Origin of the sequence: Gordonia prachuapensis (assembly GCF_036350515.1) — a bacterium.
Taxonomy (GTDB): domain Bacteria; phylum Actinomycetota; class Actinomycetes; order Mycobacteriales; family Mycobacteriaceae; genus Gordonia; species Gordonia prachuapensis.
Genome location: NZ_JAZDUE010000006.1, coordinates 235992 through 250741 on the forward strand (window position 1 = coordinate 235992; position 14750 = coordinate 250741).

Below are 14750 nucleotides of genomic sequence, written 5' to 3' on the forward strand. Positions count from 1 at the left end.
ACGCCAACATTACTATCACAGTGCGATCTAGATCACGAGAATACTCGTTAACTTTTTTCCTCACGCATGGGCATCGTGCTGGGCTTTTGTTCGACAGATGCGAATCGACCGTGGAGAAGATCGACTCCGGCTAAGCTCGCATCCCATGGCTTCCCGTTCGTCGACCCCGACCGCGTCGGAGGGCCGCGCGCCCCGCCGCCGTCCGGCCGACCGGCGCGAGGTCATCCTGCGCGTCGCAGCCAAGGCGTTCAGTGACAGCGGATATCACGCCGTGCGTCTCGACGACATCGCCGAAGCCGCGGGGATCTCCGCGCCCGCGCTGTATAGGCACTTCCCGAACAAGTACGCACTGTTCGCCGAGACCGCCCGCTCCTTGGCGGACGCCCTGGCGACCGCCACCGCCGCCGTGCCGGTGACCCCCGACGATCCGGCGGGTGAGTTACGCGCACTGCTGGCCGCCTTGACCGCGGCCGCCGTGGCGAACCGCCGCACCGGTGGGATCTATCACTGGGAAGCCGACTATCTCGAGGACGACGACGCGCAGTACGTCCGGGCGATCGTGGTCGCCCAACACCGGCGGATGCGCGGGGCTCTGCTCGGGTGCCGCCGAGATCTCGACCACACCTCGGCAGACCTGATCACCGCCGCGATGACCAGCGTGGTGGCCAGCCCCGCGACCCACCGGACGGTGATGTCGGCGCGACAGATCGTCGATCTGATCACGGACGCGGCGACACGCTTGTCCGACGTCGAGTTGCCGCCCGGATCGTCACCCCCCACCGAATCGACGGGCGGTCTGTCTCCGACGTCGAAACGCGAAGTGTTGCTGGCCGAATCGATCCGCCTGTTCGCGGCGCGCGGGTTCCACGACGTGACGATCGACGACATCGCCCGAGCCGCCGACCTGCCACCGTCGGGCGTGTATCGGCACTTCGAGAGCAAGGCCGCGATCCTGCAGGCAACCTTCTGGCGCGCCTCCGACCGCGTCACCACCCTGATCGCGGACGCCTTGTCACGGGCCGGCACACCCCGCGAAGCGATCGTCGCCCTCGTCAACGCGTATATCGACATGTGCTGTACCGACAACGACATCCTCGCCGTCTACTCGCGCGAGATCGGCAACATCGAGGCCCGGCAGCGAACAGAACTACGCAGTCAGCAGCGCATCAACGTCGAGGAGTGGGCAGCGTGGTTGACCCGCGACCGGCCCGAGCTGTCGCCTGCGCAGGCGAGGTTCCTGGTACAGGCGGCGCTCAACGTCATCATGGATCTCACCCGTTCACACCGCGATCCCAGCCCGGACCGCATCTCGACCCTCGGGCTTCGCATCCTGCTCGGCGAGACCGTAACGACCAACTCAGACCGTGTCCACGCCGGCGAGTAGCCATCGGCCGTCTTGGCGCTCCAGCGTCACCTTGACCCGGGATTGGTACGGAATGCCTTCGGGCAGCTCCGAACTCACCTCCGGCGAGGTGACCGTCTGGTCCAGCGTGACCAACACCACCGCCTCGTCGTCCGACAGCGACTGCACCCCGGCGTCGTTCGACACCGCCCGGGACACGCCCCGCACCGACGCGTTGCCGCGGCGAGCGTCCTGCGACGACGTGATGTACGTGTTCGCGAACTCGGCTGTCGAGATCTCCCGGATCCGTCGATCCAGGTCGTCGTAGCGGGCCGGGTCATAGGTCGCGATGACCGCGGCATACTCGCGGGCGAGATCCATGACCTCAGACCGTGTGGCCTGCGAGGGTCCGGCCTCCTCGGCACGATTCTCCGCCTGCACCCACTTCGTCGCGAAGAACGCCGTGGACGCGGCGAACACCACGACCAGCACACCCAATGCGAGAACCAGGACGCGCGGCCGCCCCCGGCGAACTCGTGGGGCCGCGACGTCGCGCGCCTCGTCGTCGTCGACGATGCCCGGACGCCGCCCACGCCGCCGCCGGAGCCACCCGGGCCGATCGGCCTCCGCCCGCAAGCGGTCCCGGGTCGATCGATTCACCTCGAGGAACCGCTCACCGTCGAGGGACGTGACCTCGTCCGGTGCGGAGACATCCTGCGTCGGCCGTTCGTCGGGCGGCGCAGATCGTTGGGACTTGGGCATGCGACCAATGTAGCGACCGTGCGCTGTGGCACAGCTCACGCCATTCCCTATCAAATATATGTGATGTGATACTTTCGATGCCGACAAGAGTTCAGACTCACTCCTGAATCACGAGAGGTCCGATCCCACGATGGTGTCCTTCACCGACGAGCAGACCGCATTCGCCAAGGCCATTGCCGACTTCTGTCAGCGCGAGGCCGGCACGCGCGAACAGCGCGACGCGCTCACCGACAACGGCGCAGAACTGCATTCGCAGGAGCTCTACGTCAAGATGGCGCAGCTGGGCTGGACCGGCATCGTCGTGCCCGAGGAGTTCGGCGGCGCGGGCGCCGGAAACGTCGAGATGTGCATCCTGCTCCAGGAAGCGATGCGCGGAAACGCCCCCATCGGGGGTATCGGTCCGACGCTGATCACCGCGGCCGCCTACGAGAAGTTCGCCGACGACCAGCTCAAGAAAGAAGTACTCGCCGGCGTCGTCGAGGGCGACTCGCTGTCGATCTCGATGTCGGAACCGGAGGCCGGCTCCGACGTCGCGAACCTGAGTTGCCGCGCCGAGAAAGTCGACGGCGGCTGGGTCATCAACGGGCAGAAGACCTGGTGCTCGAACGCGCACTTCGCCAAGTCCATCCTGCTGATCGCACGCACCGAGAAGACGGACAAGAAGCACGAGGGACTGACCCAGTTCCACATCCCGGCAGGCACGCCCGGGCTCGAGATCAAGGGCATCGACACCCTCGGCGGCCGAGAGGTCAACGACCTGTACTTCACCAACTGCGAGGTCCCCGATTCGGCCGTCGTCGGACAGGTCGGCAACGGCTGGAATCAGCTGATGGCCGGGCTCAACACCGAACGGCTCATCCTCGCGGCGATGCAGCTCGGGGTGGCCGAGCGCTCGTTTGCCGACACGCTGGCCTTCATCACCGAGCGCAAGCAGTTCGGCCGACCGATCGGGACGTTCCAGGCCATGCGTCACCGGATGGCCGATCTGGCGACGGAGATCGAGTGCACGCGTCAACTCGTCTATGCGGTCGCCAAGGAAGCCGACGACAATCCCACCAAGCTGTTGCCGCGGGAGGCGTCGATGGCGAAGCTCAAGGCCACCGAGACCTCGAAGCGTATGACGATCGACGCGATGCAGATGATGGGTGGTTACGGCTACGCAACCGAATTCGACGCAGAGCGATTGATGCGTGGTGCGATCATCTCGACGGTCTACGGTGGCACAAATGAGATCCAGCGCGACATCATCGGCAAGACCTTCGGGCTCTGAGGGCGCGCCGCGGGCGAAGGCGTCCCCTCGTCTGCGGCGCAGGCCCCAGCTGTCCGAAGAGGTCGCGGCGCACCTGCGGGGGCAGATCATGACCGCGGCGATCCGGCCGGGCGAGTATGTGCGGATGGACGAGACCGCCGAACGGCTCGGGGTGAGTGTGACGCCCGTCCGCGAGGCCCTGCTCACACTGCGCGGCGAGGGGATGGTCAATCTCGCACCCCATCGCGGGTACATCGTCGCCGAGCTCAGCCGCACCGATGTCGAGGATCTGTTCTGGTTGCAGGGTGAGATCGCGGTCAAGCTCGCGCTCCGTACCGCTGCCGCCATCACCCCTGAGCAGATCGCCGATCTCGAGTGGCACAACCAGCAGTTACGCAGCGCTCTCGGGGCCGGGGACAGCAGTCAGGTGGCCGGGGCCGAGTTCGAATTCCATCGCGTGCACAACCACATCGCGTCGGGCGGCAAGCTGGCCTGGTTCCTGCTGAGCGCCACCCGCTACACACCCGCACAGCTGTATGCGACCGACCCGGACTGGGGCGAGGTCGCCGTGGATTCACATGCGAAGCTGATCGAGGCCTACCGGACCGGCGACCGCGAGCAGGTTGTCGAGCAGACCCGGCGTCAGTTCCTCGACGGCGCAGCACGGCTGACCCGACACCTCGAGTCGACCGGCATCTGGGAGGACGCCACCGACGACGGGTGACGAGCCGGCCGCAGACGCGCCGAACAGCCAGGCGAGCGGCGTCGACGGAGCGTCGACTGAGCGATCGGACGAGTGTCGGGTACTCTCGTCTTGTGCGCCGCCCAGGGCGGGGCAGGTCACCCCCGACGACCTGCCCCGCCCTGGGCGGCGCCGGCCGTTTGAGAGGTCTCCGGACCCGCCGCGGCCCGACGACGTCGCGGTGCCCCACGAGACGAGAGGTGCACTCGAGATGGATTCCGCCGACACCGACGCGAATCTCCGCGACCCTTCGGCCGTCGACCGACGTGGCGGCGGCGAGCGCCTCGCCTGGTGGGAAAGCCGCACCGAATGGCCGCTCGTCGCGATGGCATTGCTGTTCCTCGCCGCGTACTCGGTCCAGGTCCTCGCCAACCCGAGCGACACCGTCGACACGATCCTCGATGTCGTCATCTTCGCCTCGTGGGTCTGCTTCGCCATCGATTACGTCGTCCGTCTCTCGGTGGCGCCACACCGCGGATCGTGGTTCATCCGCCACCTCGCCGATCTGGCCATCGTGGTCCTGCCGATGCTGCGGCCGCTGCGACTCCTCCGACTGCTCATCCTCGTCGGCGTGTTGCAGAAGGCGCTCGGCAGCGCGATCCGTGGGCGGGTGGTGCTCTACACCGCGGCCAGCGCGATGTTGCTCATCTATGTGGCGTCCTTGGCCATCTACGAGACCGAGGGGCAACTACCCGATGCCACCATCACCTCGTTCGGTGACGCGGTGTGGTGGTCGATGACGACGGTCACCACGGTCGGCTACGGCGACTACTCGCCCATCACCCTCACCGGCCGCGTCATCGCCGGGTTCCTGATGCTGGGCGGGATCAGTGTGATCGGTGTCGTCACCGCGACCATCGCGTCCTGGATCGTCCAGCGTGTCGCCGACGACGACGAAGCCAACTCGGCGGCCACCTCCGCCGAACTCCAGTTGCTCCGTGCCGAGGTCGCAGATCTTCGCCGGGACCTCGCACGCCACCGGGAGGCGGCGGAGGTCTGACCCTCAGATGCTGCCGAGGTCGGTGGACACCCAATGCTGTGGCCGGAGTACGACTTTCGTCTGGTCTCCGTGGTCGTCCATGGCGAAGTCGACGTACCCGGTGACCTTGTCCGCGGGAAGGTAGCGGGCCGCCATTTCGGTGAGGTGCTCGCGGGTGCCCTCGGTGTAGTCGACGACCTCCCCCGACACGGCGACGTAGCGGATCGTCGGTTCCAGGGTCTCGACCATCAGGGTGCATCGACCCGCTGCCCGGATCAGTTCGATCTTGCGCGATGTGGTGCCGGTGAGGAACCAGGGGCGACCGCCGGGCTCGTACTGATACCAGATCGGCACGACGAGCGGCGCACGGTCGGGCCCCGCCTCGACTGCCAGCGCCGCGATGTGCGGTTGTGACAGGAATTCTTCGCGTTCGGAGGTGGAGAGAGCCATGTCACACACGGTAGACCGGGCCTCCGACAACGGATACGACAAACGCCCGCCACCTGCGGTGACGGGCGTTGACGTTTGCTCCCCCAACTGGACTCGAACCAGTAACCGTTCGATTAACAGTCGAATGCTCTGCCAATTGAGCTATGGGGGAATGCTCTCGAACCGACTGCTGACTCTAGCGCATGGACGCACCGGAGAACAAAACGCCTGCGCGAGTGTTCTCCGGTGGGTCCTACCTGCGTCGATCTGTAACTCAGTGTCCCGCCACGACGTCCGCCTCGTCGACGGTGCGCGGGGTGCGGGCGTTCGGCAGGAACCAGTAGGCGATGCACACGACACCGAAGAGCACGTAGCCCAGCGACACCTCCGGGCTCGCGGCCCAACTCACCTCCGGCGCATGGATCAGGCCGACGAATGACATCACCGCACCGACCCCGCAGGCGATGGCGGCGAAGTGGAACTTCTTGTCCAGGATGAACGTGACGATGGTGCCCAGGACAAGTCCAACGAGGACCGCGCCCTCACCCAACGTCTTCAGTCCCTCGTACACGAGCCCGGCGTTGCCGAGCGCCTCGGCGCCGACTTCCTCGGCCGTGGTCCCGGCCGCACTCAGCGCGTTGTCGATCATGCCCCTACCCCACTCCGCCAGGTTGGGCAGGATGGCCGCGACCACCGCGATGGCGTGGATACGGGGCACCGCCTGGAACGCCTGCGCACCGATCAGCAGGCCGATGTAGAGCAGGATGGGCACGATCGCCGGAACCGGCAGCAGGGCCTCGAGGACCCCGAACAGTCCGACGAAGCAGAGCACGCCGATGACCGCCCCACTGGCCAGCGAGTAGCTCGCGCGCCCGCCTGCGTCCTTCCACCCCGGGTGTCCGATGTACACGGCGGGCGGGAACGGTGAGCCGAATGCCGCGCCGACACAGGCGCCTGCGCCGTCGGCCAGCAGCACACTGCGCAGGTTGTAGTTGTCCCCGGCGGCCGCGGCACTCTCCACGTTGCTCATCGCCTCGGTGAAGTTGTAGACGCCGAGCGGGATGGCCGTACCGAGCAGTGGCGCCAGGTCACCGAGGCCGGAGAACAGCATGTCGAAACGTTGGTCGGGTATTCCGATCGCGATGTCGGAGACCGCCTGCTCGAGGTCGGGCACCGACATGTACCCACCGATCCAGCCGATCGCCGTACCGACCAGCAGCGCGGCGAGTCCGACGGGAATGTTCCCCGGCAGCTTCACGTCGGTGAAGAATCCGATCAGGATGATCGCCAGCACCGGTAGACCGATCCACGCGACCTCCCACATCTGCGCGGCCGGACGCATCGAGATGAAGGTGATGGAGATGCCCGCGAGCGTGCCCAGCATGGCCGCACGCGGGGTCAACTTGCGGACGTACGGGCCGACGAAGGCGCCGATCATGACGATCACGCCGATCATGAACGCCCAGGCCAGGCCGGCCTCCCACGCCTGCATCGCGTCACCACTGGCCAGGAACACCGGGAGCATGACGACGAAGACGACGATGAACATGTGCGGCACGCTCGGCCCGTAGGGCAGGGCGGTCACGTCGGTTCGGTTCTCCCGCTTGGCCAGCCGCCGCGCGAGGAACGTGTAGTACAGGTTGCCCAGGATCAGCGCGACCCCGAGCGCCGGCAGGACCGTGCCCAGGACGGCCCCGGCCGGGACCTGCACCACGGCGATCATCAGACCGGTCAGCGTCAGGACGTTGACGAGGATGTTGAAACCGAGCCCGAAGAAGGCGTTGGTGTCTCCGCGGGTCCACCACGGAATGGTCAGCGGGGTCGGCGGTGATGACGGCCCGGTGGGCGGGGCGGGATCGGTGGTCGTGCTCATGCGCGTCGAATCCTCTCGGCAACAGGTGAAGTGGCTGGCTCAGGACACTGCGGTCGACGGCGACGCTGCCGTGTGGTCGGTGAGGGCGGCGATCAGCGCAGCACTCGGCGCGGTCCAGCCGAAGATCCCGCCCTGCGCGGCGATCATCTCCAGACCCACCCGTTGGAACTCAGGGAAATACGAACCGACGCAGTCGGATACGACGACACAGTCGAATCCGCGGTCGTTGGCCTCACGAGTGGTGGTGTGTACGCAGACCTCGGTGGTGACACCGGTGACGAGCAACTGGGTGATGCCGTGTTCGTCCAGCACCGCGTGCAGATCCGTTGCGTAGAACGCCCCTTTGCCAGGCTTGTCGATCACGACCTCACCCGCCGCGGGTGCGAGTTCGTCGATGATGTCGTGGCCGTACTCGCCGCGGATCAGGATGCGCCCGAACGCCCCCGGGTCGCCGATCCGTTTCGACGGTTCCCCGCGGTTGAGCTTCGCCGGCGGGCAGTCCGACAGGTCCGGCAGGTGGCCTTCACGCGTGTGGATGACCAACATCCCCGTAGTGCGCGCCGCGTCGAGAAGCTTCGTGAGCGGCGACACCACCCGCTGCAGTTGGCTCACGTCGTTGCCGAGGGTTTCCCCGAAGCCGCCGGGCAGCAGGAAGTCACGCTGCATGTCGATGAGGACCAGGGCCGCGCGGGACGGCTCGAGGTCGAAGGGAGCCGGTTCGGCGGCGATGGTCACGATGTCGGCCACGAGGTGAGCCTCTCTGTGCTGTGGGCGTCGGGTGCGGCCGCGCTGGTGCGCGGCTCGTCGAGAAGGGCTGCCGCGAGGTGCAGCACCGTGTCGTCGGAGAGCGCGTTCCCCAGCAACATGGCGCTGTGGGGACGGCCGTCGGCGGTGTGGCCCTGCGGGATCGCCACTCCGAGCAGGTCGAGGAGGTTGCCGAAGTGTGTGTAGTGACCGAGCATCGTGTTCGCCTCGATCGGCTGATCGAGAACCTCCTCGACCGTAAAGGTGCGGCCGATCGTCGGTAGGGCCAGCACATCGAGGTCCCGCCATATGCGGCCGACAGCGGCGCGCAGCTCCTGGAGGGTCTGCATAGCCGCGAACGCGTCGACGGCCGTGTACTTCTCGCCGCTGCGCAGGATGTCGCGGACGACCGGATGGATGGAGTCGGGATGCGTGGCGAGGAAGTCCGCGAACACCACCAGGCGTTCGGCCACCCACGGACCGGCGTAGAGGAGTTCGCCGGCCGCGAGGAACGGTTCCAGTGACACCTCGACGATCTCGAGGTCCACGGCGAATCCCTGGTGTGCGAGCCGGTTCCGAAACGCGTGATGAGCGGCCCGCATCGCATCGTCACCGAAGAACTCGAGTTCGGTCTCCGGCGGCAATCCGACCCGTATCGGAGCGCCGGTGATACGCGGTCCGCGATCGCGCGACCACGGATCGGTGTCGTCGGGACCGGCCATCACCGCCATCACGCGGTCGACGTCGTCGATGCGGCCGGCCATCATCGTGATGCAGTCGAGGGATTTGCACGCGGGTACCAGTCCGGTGGTACTGATCAGTCCCCGAGACGGCTTGTATCCGACGATGCCGTTGAGCGCGGCGGGCACCCGGCCCGATCCGGCGGTGTCCGTCGCGACCGCGAACGGCACCTCGCCGAGGGCGACCGCGAGGGCGGAGCCGGAACTCGACCCGCCCGAGATCATGTCGCCGCCGTATACGCTGCGCGGCACGGTGTACGGCGTACGCGTCCCGTTGAGGCCGGTGGCGAACTGATCGAGGTTCGTCTTGCCCACGTAGAGGGCGCCGGCGTCGAGGAGTCGTTGCACCGCCGGCGCGGTGGTGTCCGCGACGTAGGCGAAGTCCGGACAGGACAGGGTGGTCGGGGTGCCGGCGACATCGATGCTGTCCTTGACACCGAACGGCACCCCGTACAGCGGCAGCGCCCGCGCGCCGGGGCGACGCTCGAGTTCTGCGGCCGCCGCGAGCAACTCACTTCTCCCGACCGTCGACAGCCAGGTCCCGTCGTCGCCGCGGGCCTCGATCGCGTCGGCGACGGTGCGCGCTGTGCGTACCGGTGACCCGCTGCCGCTCACATGGTCGTCGAGGATCTCCGCGACCGAGGGACCGAGGACCGGTCCGGCGGGCGGATGCACATCTGCCATACCGTCGATTGTCGACAGAATTGTGGCGCCTGCGGATCCGTTGTGTGTCGGTTGTGTTAGCGCGCGTCGGCGGTATCCGTGCCGTTGACCGGCGGAGCCGCAAGATCGAGGTATTGCAGGTGCTTGTGGTCACGAAGGGCCGACACCGCGGCGACCGGGTCGTTGGTCTCCAACGCCTCCAGGATCGCGAGGTGCCGCTTCACCCCGTCGTCCGGTCCGTGGTGATCTGCGGTCTCCGTGCGTAGGTTGACCGCCATCGGGAGCTGCAGTTTGAGCAGGATCGGCTCGAGCGCGATGTCGAGTTGACGGTTCCCGGCCAGGCCGACGACCGCAGTGTGGAAGCGACGGTGCGCGTCGTCCTTGGAGAGCTCGTCGGTTGCTCGTTTCATCTCTTCGACGGCCGCGCGGACGGGCTCGAGCTGCCGCTTCGGGTCCGCGAGCGGCAGAGCCGACTCCACGGCGAACCGTTCGAGCACCTGACGCAGCTCGAACAGCTGCACGATGTCGCGCGGCGACCACTCGGCCACGCGCGTCCCCCGCCGCGGCTGGTGTTCGACCAGTCCCTGCTGGGCCAACAACCGCAGGGCCTCGCGCACGGGCGCTCGACTGATCCCCAGGTCGGCGCACAGCGTCTCTTCGACGATCTTCTGGCCGGGCGTGAGGCTGCCGGACAGGATGGCGTCGCGGATCCGGCGACCCGCCACGTCGACAAGGCTCTCGGGGAGGTCGCTGTCCACACTCGCCTCGTCGGCCCCCGTCATGCGCTCCTCGTTCGTCGACTCGTGCCCTCACGTGCTGATTCCCTGCAGTCTAGCGGCGGCCGCGGGATGACCGCGGCGTTCGACCGATGCGACATGACGTGCGGTAATGTGCAGCGTCGGGCATGCGCAGTGCCCGGCCGGGGGCGGTAGCTCAGTCGGTTAGAGCCGCGGACTCATAATCCGTAGGTCGCGGGTTCGAGCCCCGCCCGCCCCACTCCCCCGATCCCGCGTTCCGCTCACGACAACCTCCGCGCGCAGTTCTCCACCGGGCCGGACGCGAGACTGATTGCGCCGAAGTCTTCTTCGTTGCGCTAACGAACAGCGGGTCTCGAATCCGCCCGCGGCACAAGACTGTTCGGTATTTCTGGGTCTGACCCTGGACGGAAACACGGGCAACACCAGCCCCAGTAGTCGGCGGCAGGAACAGCAATTCCGCTGTCCGCCAGACTCATTCCCAACTGTTCACCAGGCGGACCCGCGACGGTGTCGCATGAAGGTGTGAAAGTCGCGCGAATCCGAACGCGCGCGCGGTACTGTTCGACATCATCACATCGAGCGTCGCCATGTTGCAGCTGCCGGATCGGCAACCCGATCCATCTCCCTCAGACCCCGTGCGGACACCCGATGCGATTGCTGCCTGCAGTTCGAGAGCTGCACACCTCACCGCCGGCCGACGACGGCCTGCGTCGGCCCACCGTCGGTCGATCCGTGAGCCTTCTCACCGTCGGAGCGGCGGCACTGTCGATGATCGCTGCGCCCGGGGCCGCCATCGCAGATACGTCAGCGGGCAATTCCGTCACGAGCTTCAACCTTTTCATCCCCGGAACGTGGGAGACCGACGAAACAGCCGATCCACACCGCGCCACCGGCGCACTGCGTCCGATCGCCGAACGGATCCGCCGCGACCATGGAGACGCGGCCCAGATCTACTTCCTGCCCTACATCGCCCGCGCCTTCGACAACGGTGAGAGTTACGGCGCGAGCAAGGCCTCGGCGCTCGACAATGCGGCGCAGGTTCTTCGCGACGTCATCGAACATCACCCGGCCGTGAAGGTCACGATCACGGGCTACAGTCAGGGCGCCGACGCCGCGGGCGATCTCGCCTCGGCCATCGGGAACCGGCTCGGTCCGGTGAGCCCCGACCAGGTGCTGGCGGTCGCATTGCTCGCCGACCCGCGGGCAGGCACCCAGGGCGCGACCATCGTCGGACCCCGGGCCGACGGCATCGGTATCGCCGACCCCAGGCCGGACGGGATGGGCAGCCTCGCCGGCAGGGTGTCCTCGATCTGCGCACCCGCCGACCTGTACTGCTCGATCGACAAGAAGCACAACCCGTTCCTGGGTCAGCTCGGTTCCGTCCTCGGCAAGACCCCGGACCAGGCCGCGGCCGCGGTACACCGAGCCGCCGGAGCAGCCACCACCCTCGCCTCCCTCGACCTGACCGGCATCGCGGACGGACTGGGACGGCTCCCCGGCCTCATCGCAGACGGCGACCTCGCCGCCGCTCACGCGACGGCGACGACCCTGAACAGCGATCTGCGCCCGCTCGTCACCCTCGCCGCGTCCGTCGACTTCACCGAGGTGTCGGCCACGCTCGCGCTGATTCCGGACGACACCGGATTCACCAAGGCGATGGCCCTGGTGGCGGCCGGGCTCGCCCACATCGACATCGAGCGCGTCGCCGACCTCGTGGGCCGCATCCAGGAGCTGACGTGGGTGGCTGCGGCGGAGTTCGGCCGACGTGCGGGCGCCAAGTCGGTGCCCGTCACCGCAGAACCGCGCGCGGAGCTACGACGTCTCGGTCGCGAACTCGTCGCGGTATCCCGGGGCATCGTGACCGCGAAAGCACAGTCGGGCAACGGCGTCGACGCGGTCTCCGAGGACTTCCGGAGTTCCGCGGTGGCCGTGACCCGGATCGTCAGCAAGTACGCGATCGCCGATCCCGCCACGCTGATCACCGACGCAATCAGTGCGGGGAGCTTCTACCGCTCGGAGAGCCATGTCAGCTACCAGTCGTTCGTCGTCGACGCCGCCGGACACGATGCCATCGAGTGGTTGGGGTCATGGCTGTCGACGAGCATCTCCCGCAGCTGATTGGGTCACCAACGGTCGAGCCCCCACCGCCGATCGAGTCCCCACCGCCGATCGAGCCCCCACCGCCGATCGAGCCCCCACCGCCGGTCGAGCCCCCCCAACCGCCGGCCGAGTCCCCACCGCCGGCCGAGTCCCCACCGCCGGTCGAGTAAGCCCCCACCGCCGGTCGAGTAGGCCCGAGCCGCTAGGCGAGGGCTGTATCGAGACCACCTGCGCCAGAGTGGATCTCGATACACCGACTCGCCTAGCGGCTCGTCGGCTACTCGATCAACGGGAGAAAGACCGCTCGCCGGCTACTCGATCAACGGGAGAAGACCGCTCGCCGGCTACTCGATCAACGGAAGAAAGACCGCTCGCCGGCCACTCGAGCAACGGAGAAACGCGGGCTGGTCACCGAGCTCCGGTCAGCCGACACCCACATCCGGGTCGACCGCCTGCTCGAGCAGACTGCGGCGGTAGGCCTCCAGTGCCACGAGATCCCCGAACACGGCATTGTAGGCGTCGGGGTCCTCGCCGGGCGCCATGCGCCGCAGACGGGACTTGATGTCGGCGATCTGCGCGCCCACCCACACCTCCTGGAGTCGGGCGAGCACGCTGGTGATGTAGCGCGAGATGTTGTTCTCGCCGACCGGCATGGATTCGACCGCGAGTTCGGTCACGAGCGGACCGATGACGGCGTCGTCGACGGCGTGGTGCACGGCGTCCACCCATTCGGCACCACCCATGCCGCTGGAGGTGCCACCGACGGCGGACATCGCGGTGCGGATGGAGGCGTACGCCGGGTCGGTGAAGCATTGAACGGGCAGCGAGTCGAAGACGGTGCCGGCGATCGCCGGGTACTGCAGCGCCGCCTTGAGCGCCTCGCGCTGCGGCCACAGCCGGGGGTCTCCCGGCAGTGGCCGCGCCGTGGGTGGCGCGGACGCTGCTTCGGGCCGCTGCCGACGAATCGAGGTCACCCGATCGGGACGGGACCCGTTGACCGCCGGCCCCCCACCAGTGGCGCGGGCGAACCGCGCACCCTCCTCGCGGACCCGGCCGAGCACCTGAGCGACGTCCTCCCAGCCGACCCAGCCGGCGAGCTGTCGGGCGTACTCGTCGCGCAGGGCGACATCCTTGATCTGGCCGACCACGGGGACGGTGTCCCGCAAGGCGTGGACCCGCCCCTCGGCGGTGTCGAGGTCGTGGCCCCCGAGCAACGCCTTGATGGCGAACTCGAACATCGGGACGCGCCGCGCGACGAGGTCGCGGACCGCACCGTCACCGCGAGCCTGGCGCAATTCACACGGATCCATCCCGTCCGGCGCGATCGCGACGAACGTCTGGCCCGCGATGCTCTGCTCACCCTCGAAAGCCTTGAGGGCGGCCGCTTTTCCGGCGTCGTCACCGTCGAAGGTGTAGATGACCTCGCCGCGGAAGTACGAGTCGTCCATCATCAGCCGCCGCAGCAGCGCCAGATGATCCTCGCCGAACGCCGTGCCACAGGATGCGACCGCCGTGGTCACCCCGGCCAGGTGCATGGCCATCACGTCGGTGTATCCCTCGACCACCACCACCTGGTGACCCTTGGCGATGTTCTTCTTCGCGTGGTCGAGTCCGAACAGGACCTGAGACTTCTTGTACAGCATGGTCTCCGGCGTGTTCATGTACTTGCCGAGGTTGTCGTCGTCGAACAGTTTGCGCGCGCCGAAACCGATGATGTCGTTGCCGAGGTTGCGGATCGGCCACAGCAGGCGCCGATGGAATCGGTCGATCGGACCTTTGCGTCCTTGCTTGGACAATCCGGCCGCCTCGAGTTCACTGAACTCGAATCCCTGCGCCAGCAGGGTTTTGGTCATCACGTCCCACCCCGCGGGTGCGTAGCCGCAGCCGAAGGTGGCTGCCACCGTGGCGTCGAAGTTCCGCTCGGTCAGATAGTCGCGGGCCGGTTGGGCTTCGGGCGACTGTAACTGTTGGGCGTAGAACTTCTGCGCGGCGGCGTTGGCGGCGACCAGCCGAGCGCGGGTCCCGCGGTCGCGGACGATGGCCGTACCGCCACCCTCGTAGTGGATCTGATAGCCGATACGATCGGCGAGTTGCTGTACGGCTTCGACGAAGCTGATGTGCTCCTGCTTCTGCAGGAAACTGTAGACATCGCCGCCCTCCCCGCAGCCGAAGCAATGGAAGTGGCCGTGGTTCGGCCGGACGTGGAACGAGGGGGTCTTCTCGTCGTGGAACGGGCACAGCCCCTTGAGACTGTCGGCTCCGGCCCGACGCAGTGCCACGTAGTCGCCGACGATCTCCTCGATGCGCGTCTGCTCACGGATCGCCGTGATGTCGCGATCGGGAATTCGGCCTGGCACGCCGACCAGTGT

The 14750-nt window shown here is 67.5% G+C and carries 12 protein-coding genes and 2 tRNA genes; 6 read left to right on the top strand and 8 right to left on the bottom strand.

Annotated elements, in window-relative coordinates:
* Positions 1–145: 145 nt before the first annotated feature.
* Positions 146–1384 carry a TetR/AcrR family transcriptional regulator gene (locus tag V1Y59_RS09365; protein ID WP_330504551.1) on the top strand — a complete coding sequence of 413 codons (1239 nt, stop codon included), beginning with the start codon at positions 146–148 and terminating at the stop codon, positions 1382–1384.
* On the opposite strand, the gene V1Y59_RS09370 is transcribed toward V1Y59_RS09365, so the two are convergent.
* A complete protein-coding gene (locus V1Y59_RS09370) occupies positions 1358–2104 on the bottom strand; it encodes a hypothetical protein (RefSeq protein WP_330504552.1) in 747 nt (248 codons plus the stop codon). The genes V1Y59_RS09365 and V1Y59_RS09370 overlap by 27 nt on opposite strands.
* 130 nt (positions 2105–2234) lie before the next feature.
* On the opposite strand from V1Y59_RS09370, the gene V1Y59_RS09375 reads away from it, so the two are divergent.
* From V1Y59_RS09375 to V1Y59_RS09385, 3 genes are all read left to right on the top strand, one after another.
* Entirely contained in the window at positions 2235–3374 is a 1140-nt protein-coding gene (locus V1Y59_RS09375) for an acyl-CoA dehydrogenase family protein (RefSeq protein WP_330504554.1), read from the top strand.
* A complete protein-coding gene (locus tag V1Y59_RS09380; RefSeq protein ID WP_330504556.1) occupies positions 3331–4077 on the top strand; it encodes a GntR family transcriptional regulator in 747 nt (248 codons plus the stop codon). The genes V1Y59_RS09375 and V1Y59_RS09380 overlap by 44 nt, the downstream gene beginning before the upstream one ends.
* A 343-nt stretch (positions 4078–4420) precedes the next feature.
* On the top strand, positions 4421–5095 hold the full coding sequence (locus V1Y59_RS09385; RefSeq protein WP_330504609.1) for a potassium channel family protein: 675 nt from the start codon (positions 4421–4423) through the stop codon (positions 5093–5095).
* Between the two features lie 3 nt (positions 5096–5098).
* On the opposite strand, the gene V1Y59_RS09390 is transcribed toward V1Y59_RS09385, so the two are convergent.
* The 6 genes from V1Y59_RS09390 to V1Y59_RS09415 form a co-directional block, all read right to left on the bottom strand.
* Entirely contained in the window at positions 5099–5524 is a 426-nt protein-coding gene (locus tag V1Y59_RS09390) for a pyridoxamine 5'-phosphate oxidase family protein (RefSeq protein WP_330504557.1), read from the bottom strand.
* Between the two features lie 78 nt (positions 5525–5602).
* Positions 5603–5675, bottom strand: a tRNA-Asn gene (locus V1Y59_RS09395).
* Between the two features lie 102 nt (positions 5676–5777).
* Positions 5778–7376: a SulP family inorganic anion transporter gene (locus V1Y59_RS09400; protein ID WP_330504558.1), complete on the bottom strand. Its 1599-nt coding sequence runs from the start codon at positions 7374–7376 to the stop codon at positions 5778–5780.
* Positions 7377–7415: 39 nt separating this feature from the next.
* Entirely contained in the window at positions 7416–8123 is a 708-nt protein-coding gene (locus V1Y59_RS09405; RefSeq protein ID WP_330504559.1) for a cysteine hydrolase family protein, read from the bottom strand.
* Positions 8108–9544, bottom strand: a complete 1437-nt coding sequence (locus V1Y59_RS09410; RefSeq protein WP_330504560.1) for an allophanate hydrolase — start codon at positions 9542–9544, stop codon at positions 8108–8110. The genes V1Y59_RS09405 and V1Y59_RS09410 overlap by 16 nt, the downstream gene beginning before the upstream one ends.
* Before the next feature lie 56 nt (positions 9545–9600).
* Positions 9601–10305 (bottom strand): GntR family transcriptional regulator, encoded by a 705-nt coding sequence (locus tag V1Y59_RS09415; protein ID WP_330504561.1) that lies wholly within the window; start codon positions 10303–10305, stop codon positions 9601–9603.
* A 140-nt stretch (positions 10306–10445) separates the two neighbouring features.
* Here V1Y59_RS09415 and V1Y59_RS09420 point away from each other — a divergent pair.
* Together V1Y59_RS09420 and V1Y59_RS09425 are read left to right on the top strand one after the other, a co-directional pair.
* Positions 10446–10519 (top strand) — tRNA-Ile (locus V1Y59_RS09420).
* A gap of 410 nt (positions 10520–10929) precedes the next feature.
* Positions 10930–12399: a cutinase family protein gene (locus V1Y59_RS09425; RefSeq protein WP_330504562.1), complete on the top strand. Its 1470-nt coding sequence runs from the start codon at positions 10930–10932 to the stop codon at positions 12397–12399.
* A gap of 404 nt (positions 12400–12803) precedes the next feature.
* Here the strand turns inward: V1Y59_RS09425 and dnaG are convergent, their stop codons facing one another.
* Entirely contained in the window at positions 12804–14738 is a 1935-nt protein-coding gene (gene dnaG / locus V1Y59_RS09430) for a DNA primase (RefSeq protein ID WP_330504563.1), read from the bottom strand.
* Between the last annotated feature and the right edge of the window lie 12 nt (positions 14739–14750).

Excerpts from the sequence above, each read along its gene's own strand:
- V1Y59_RS09365 (WP_330504551.1), top strand. The coding sequence starts at position 146 with ATGGCTTCCCGTTCGTCGACCCCGACCGCGTCGGAGGGCCGCGCGCCC.
- V1Y59_RS09385 (WP_330504609.1), top strand. The coding sequence starts at position 4,421 with ATGGCATTGCTGTTCCTCGCCGCGTACTCGGTCCAGGTCCTCGCCAAC.
- V1Y59_RS09410 (WP_330504560.1), bottom strand. The coding sequence starts at position 9,544 with ATGGCAGATGTGCATCCGCCCGCCGGACCGGTCCTCGGTCCCTCGGTC.
- V1Y59_RS09370 (WP_330504552.1), bottom strand. The coding sequence starts at position 2,104 with ATGCCCAAGTCCCAACGATCTGCGCCGCCCGACGAACGGCCGACGCAG.
- V1Y59_RS09415 (WP_330504561.1), bottom strand. The coding sequence starts at position 10,305 with ATGACGGGGGCCGACGAGGCGAGTGTGGACAGCGACCTCCCCGAGAGC.
- V1Y59_RS09400 (WP_330504558.1), bottom strand. The coding sequence starts at position 7,376 with ATGAGCACGACCACCGATCCCGCCCCGCCCACCGGGCCGTCATCACCG.
- V1Y59_RS09425 (WP_330504562.1), top strand. The coding sequence starts at position 10,930 with ATGCGATTGCTGCCTGCAGTTCGAGAGCTGCACACCTCACCGCCGGCC.
- V1Y59_RS09390 (WP_330504557.1), bottom strand. The coding sequence starts at position 5,524 with ATGGCTCTCTCCACCTCCGAACGCGAAGAATTCCTGTCACAACCGCAC.
- V1Y59_RS09380 (WP_330504556.1), top strand. The coding sequence starts at position 3,331 with ATGAGATCCAGCGCGACATCATCGGCAAGACCTTCGGGCTCTGAGGGC.
- V1Y59_RS09375 (WP_330504554.1), top strand. The coding sequence starts at position 2,235 with ATGGTGTCCTTCACCGACGAGCAGACCGCATTCGCCAAGGCCATTGCC.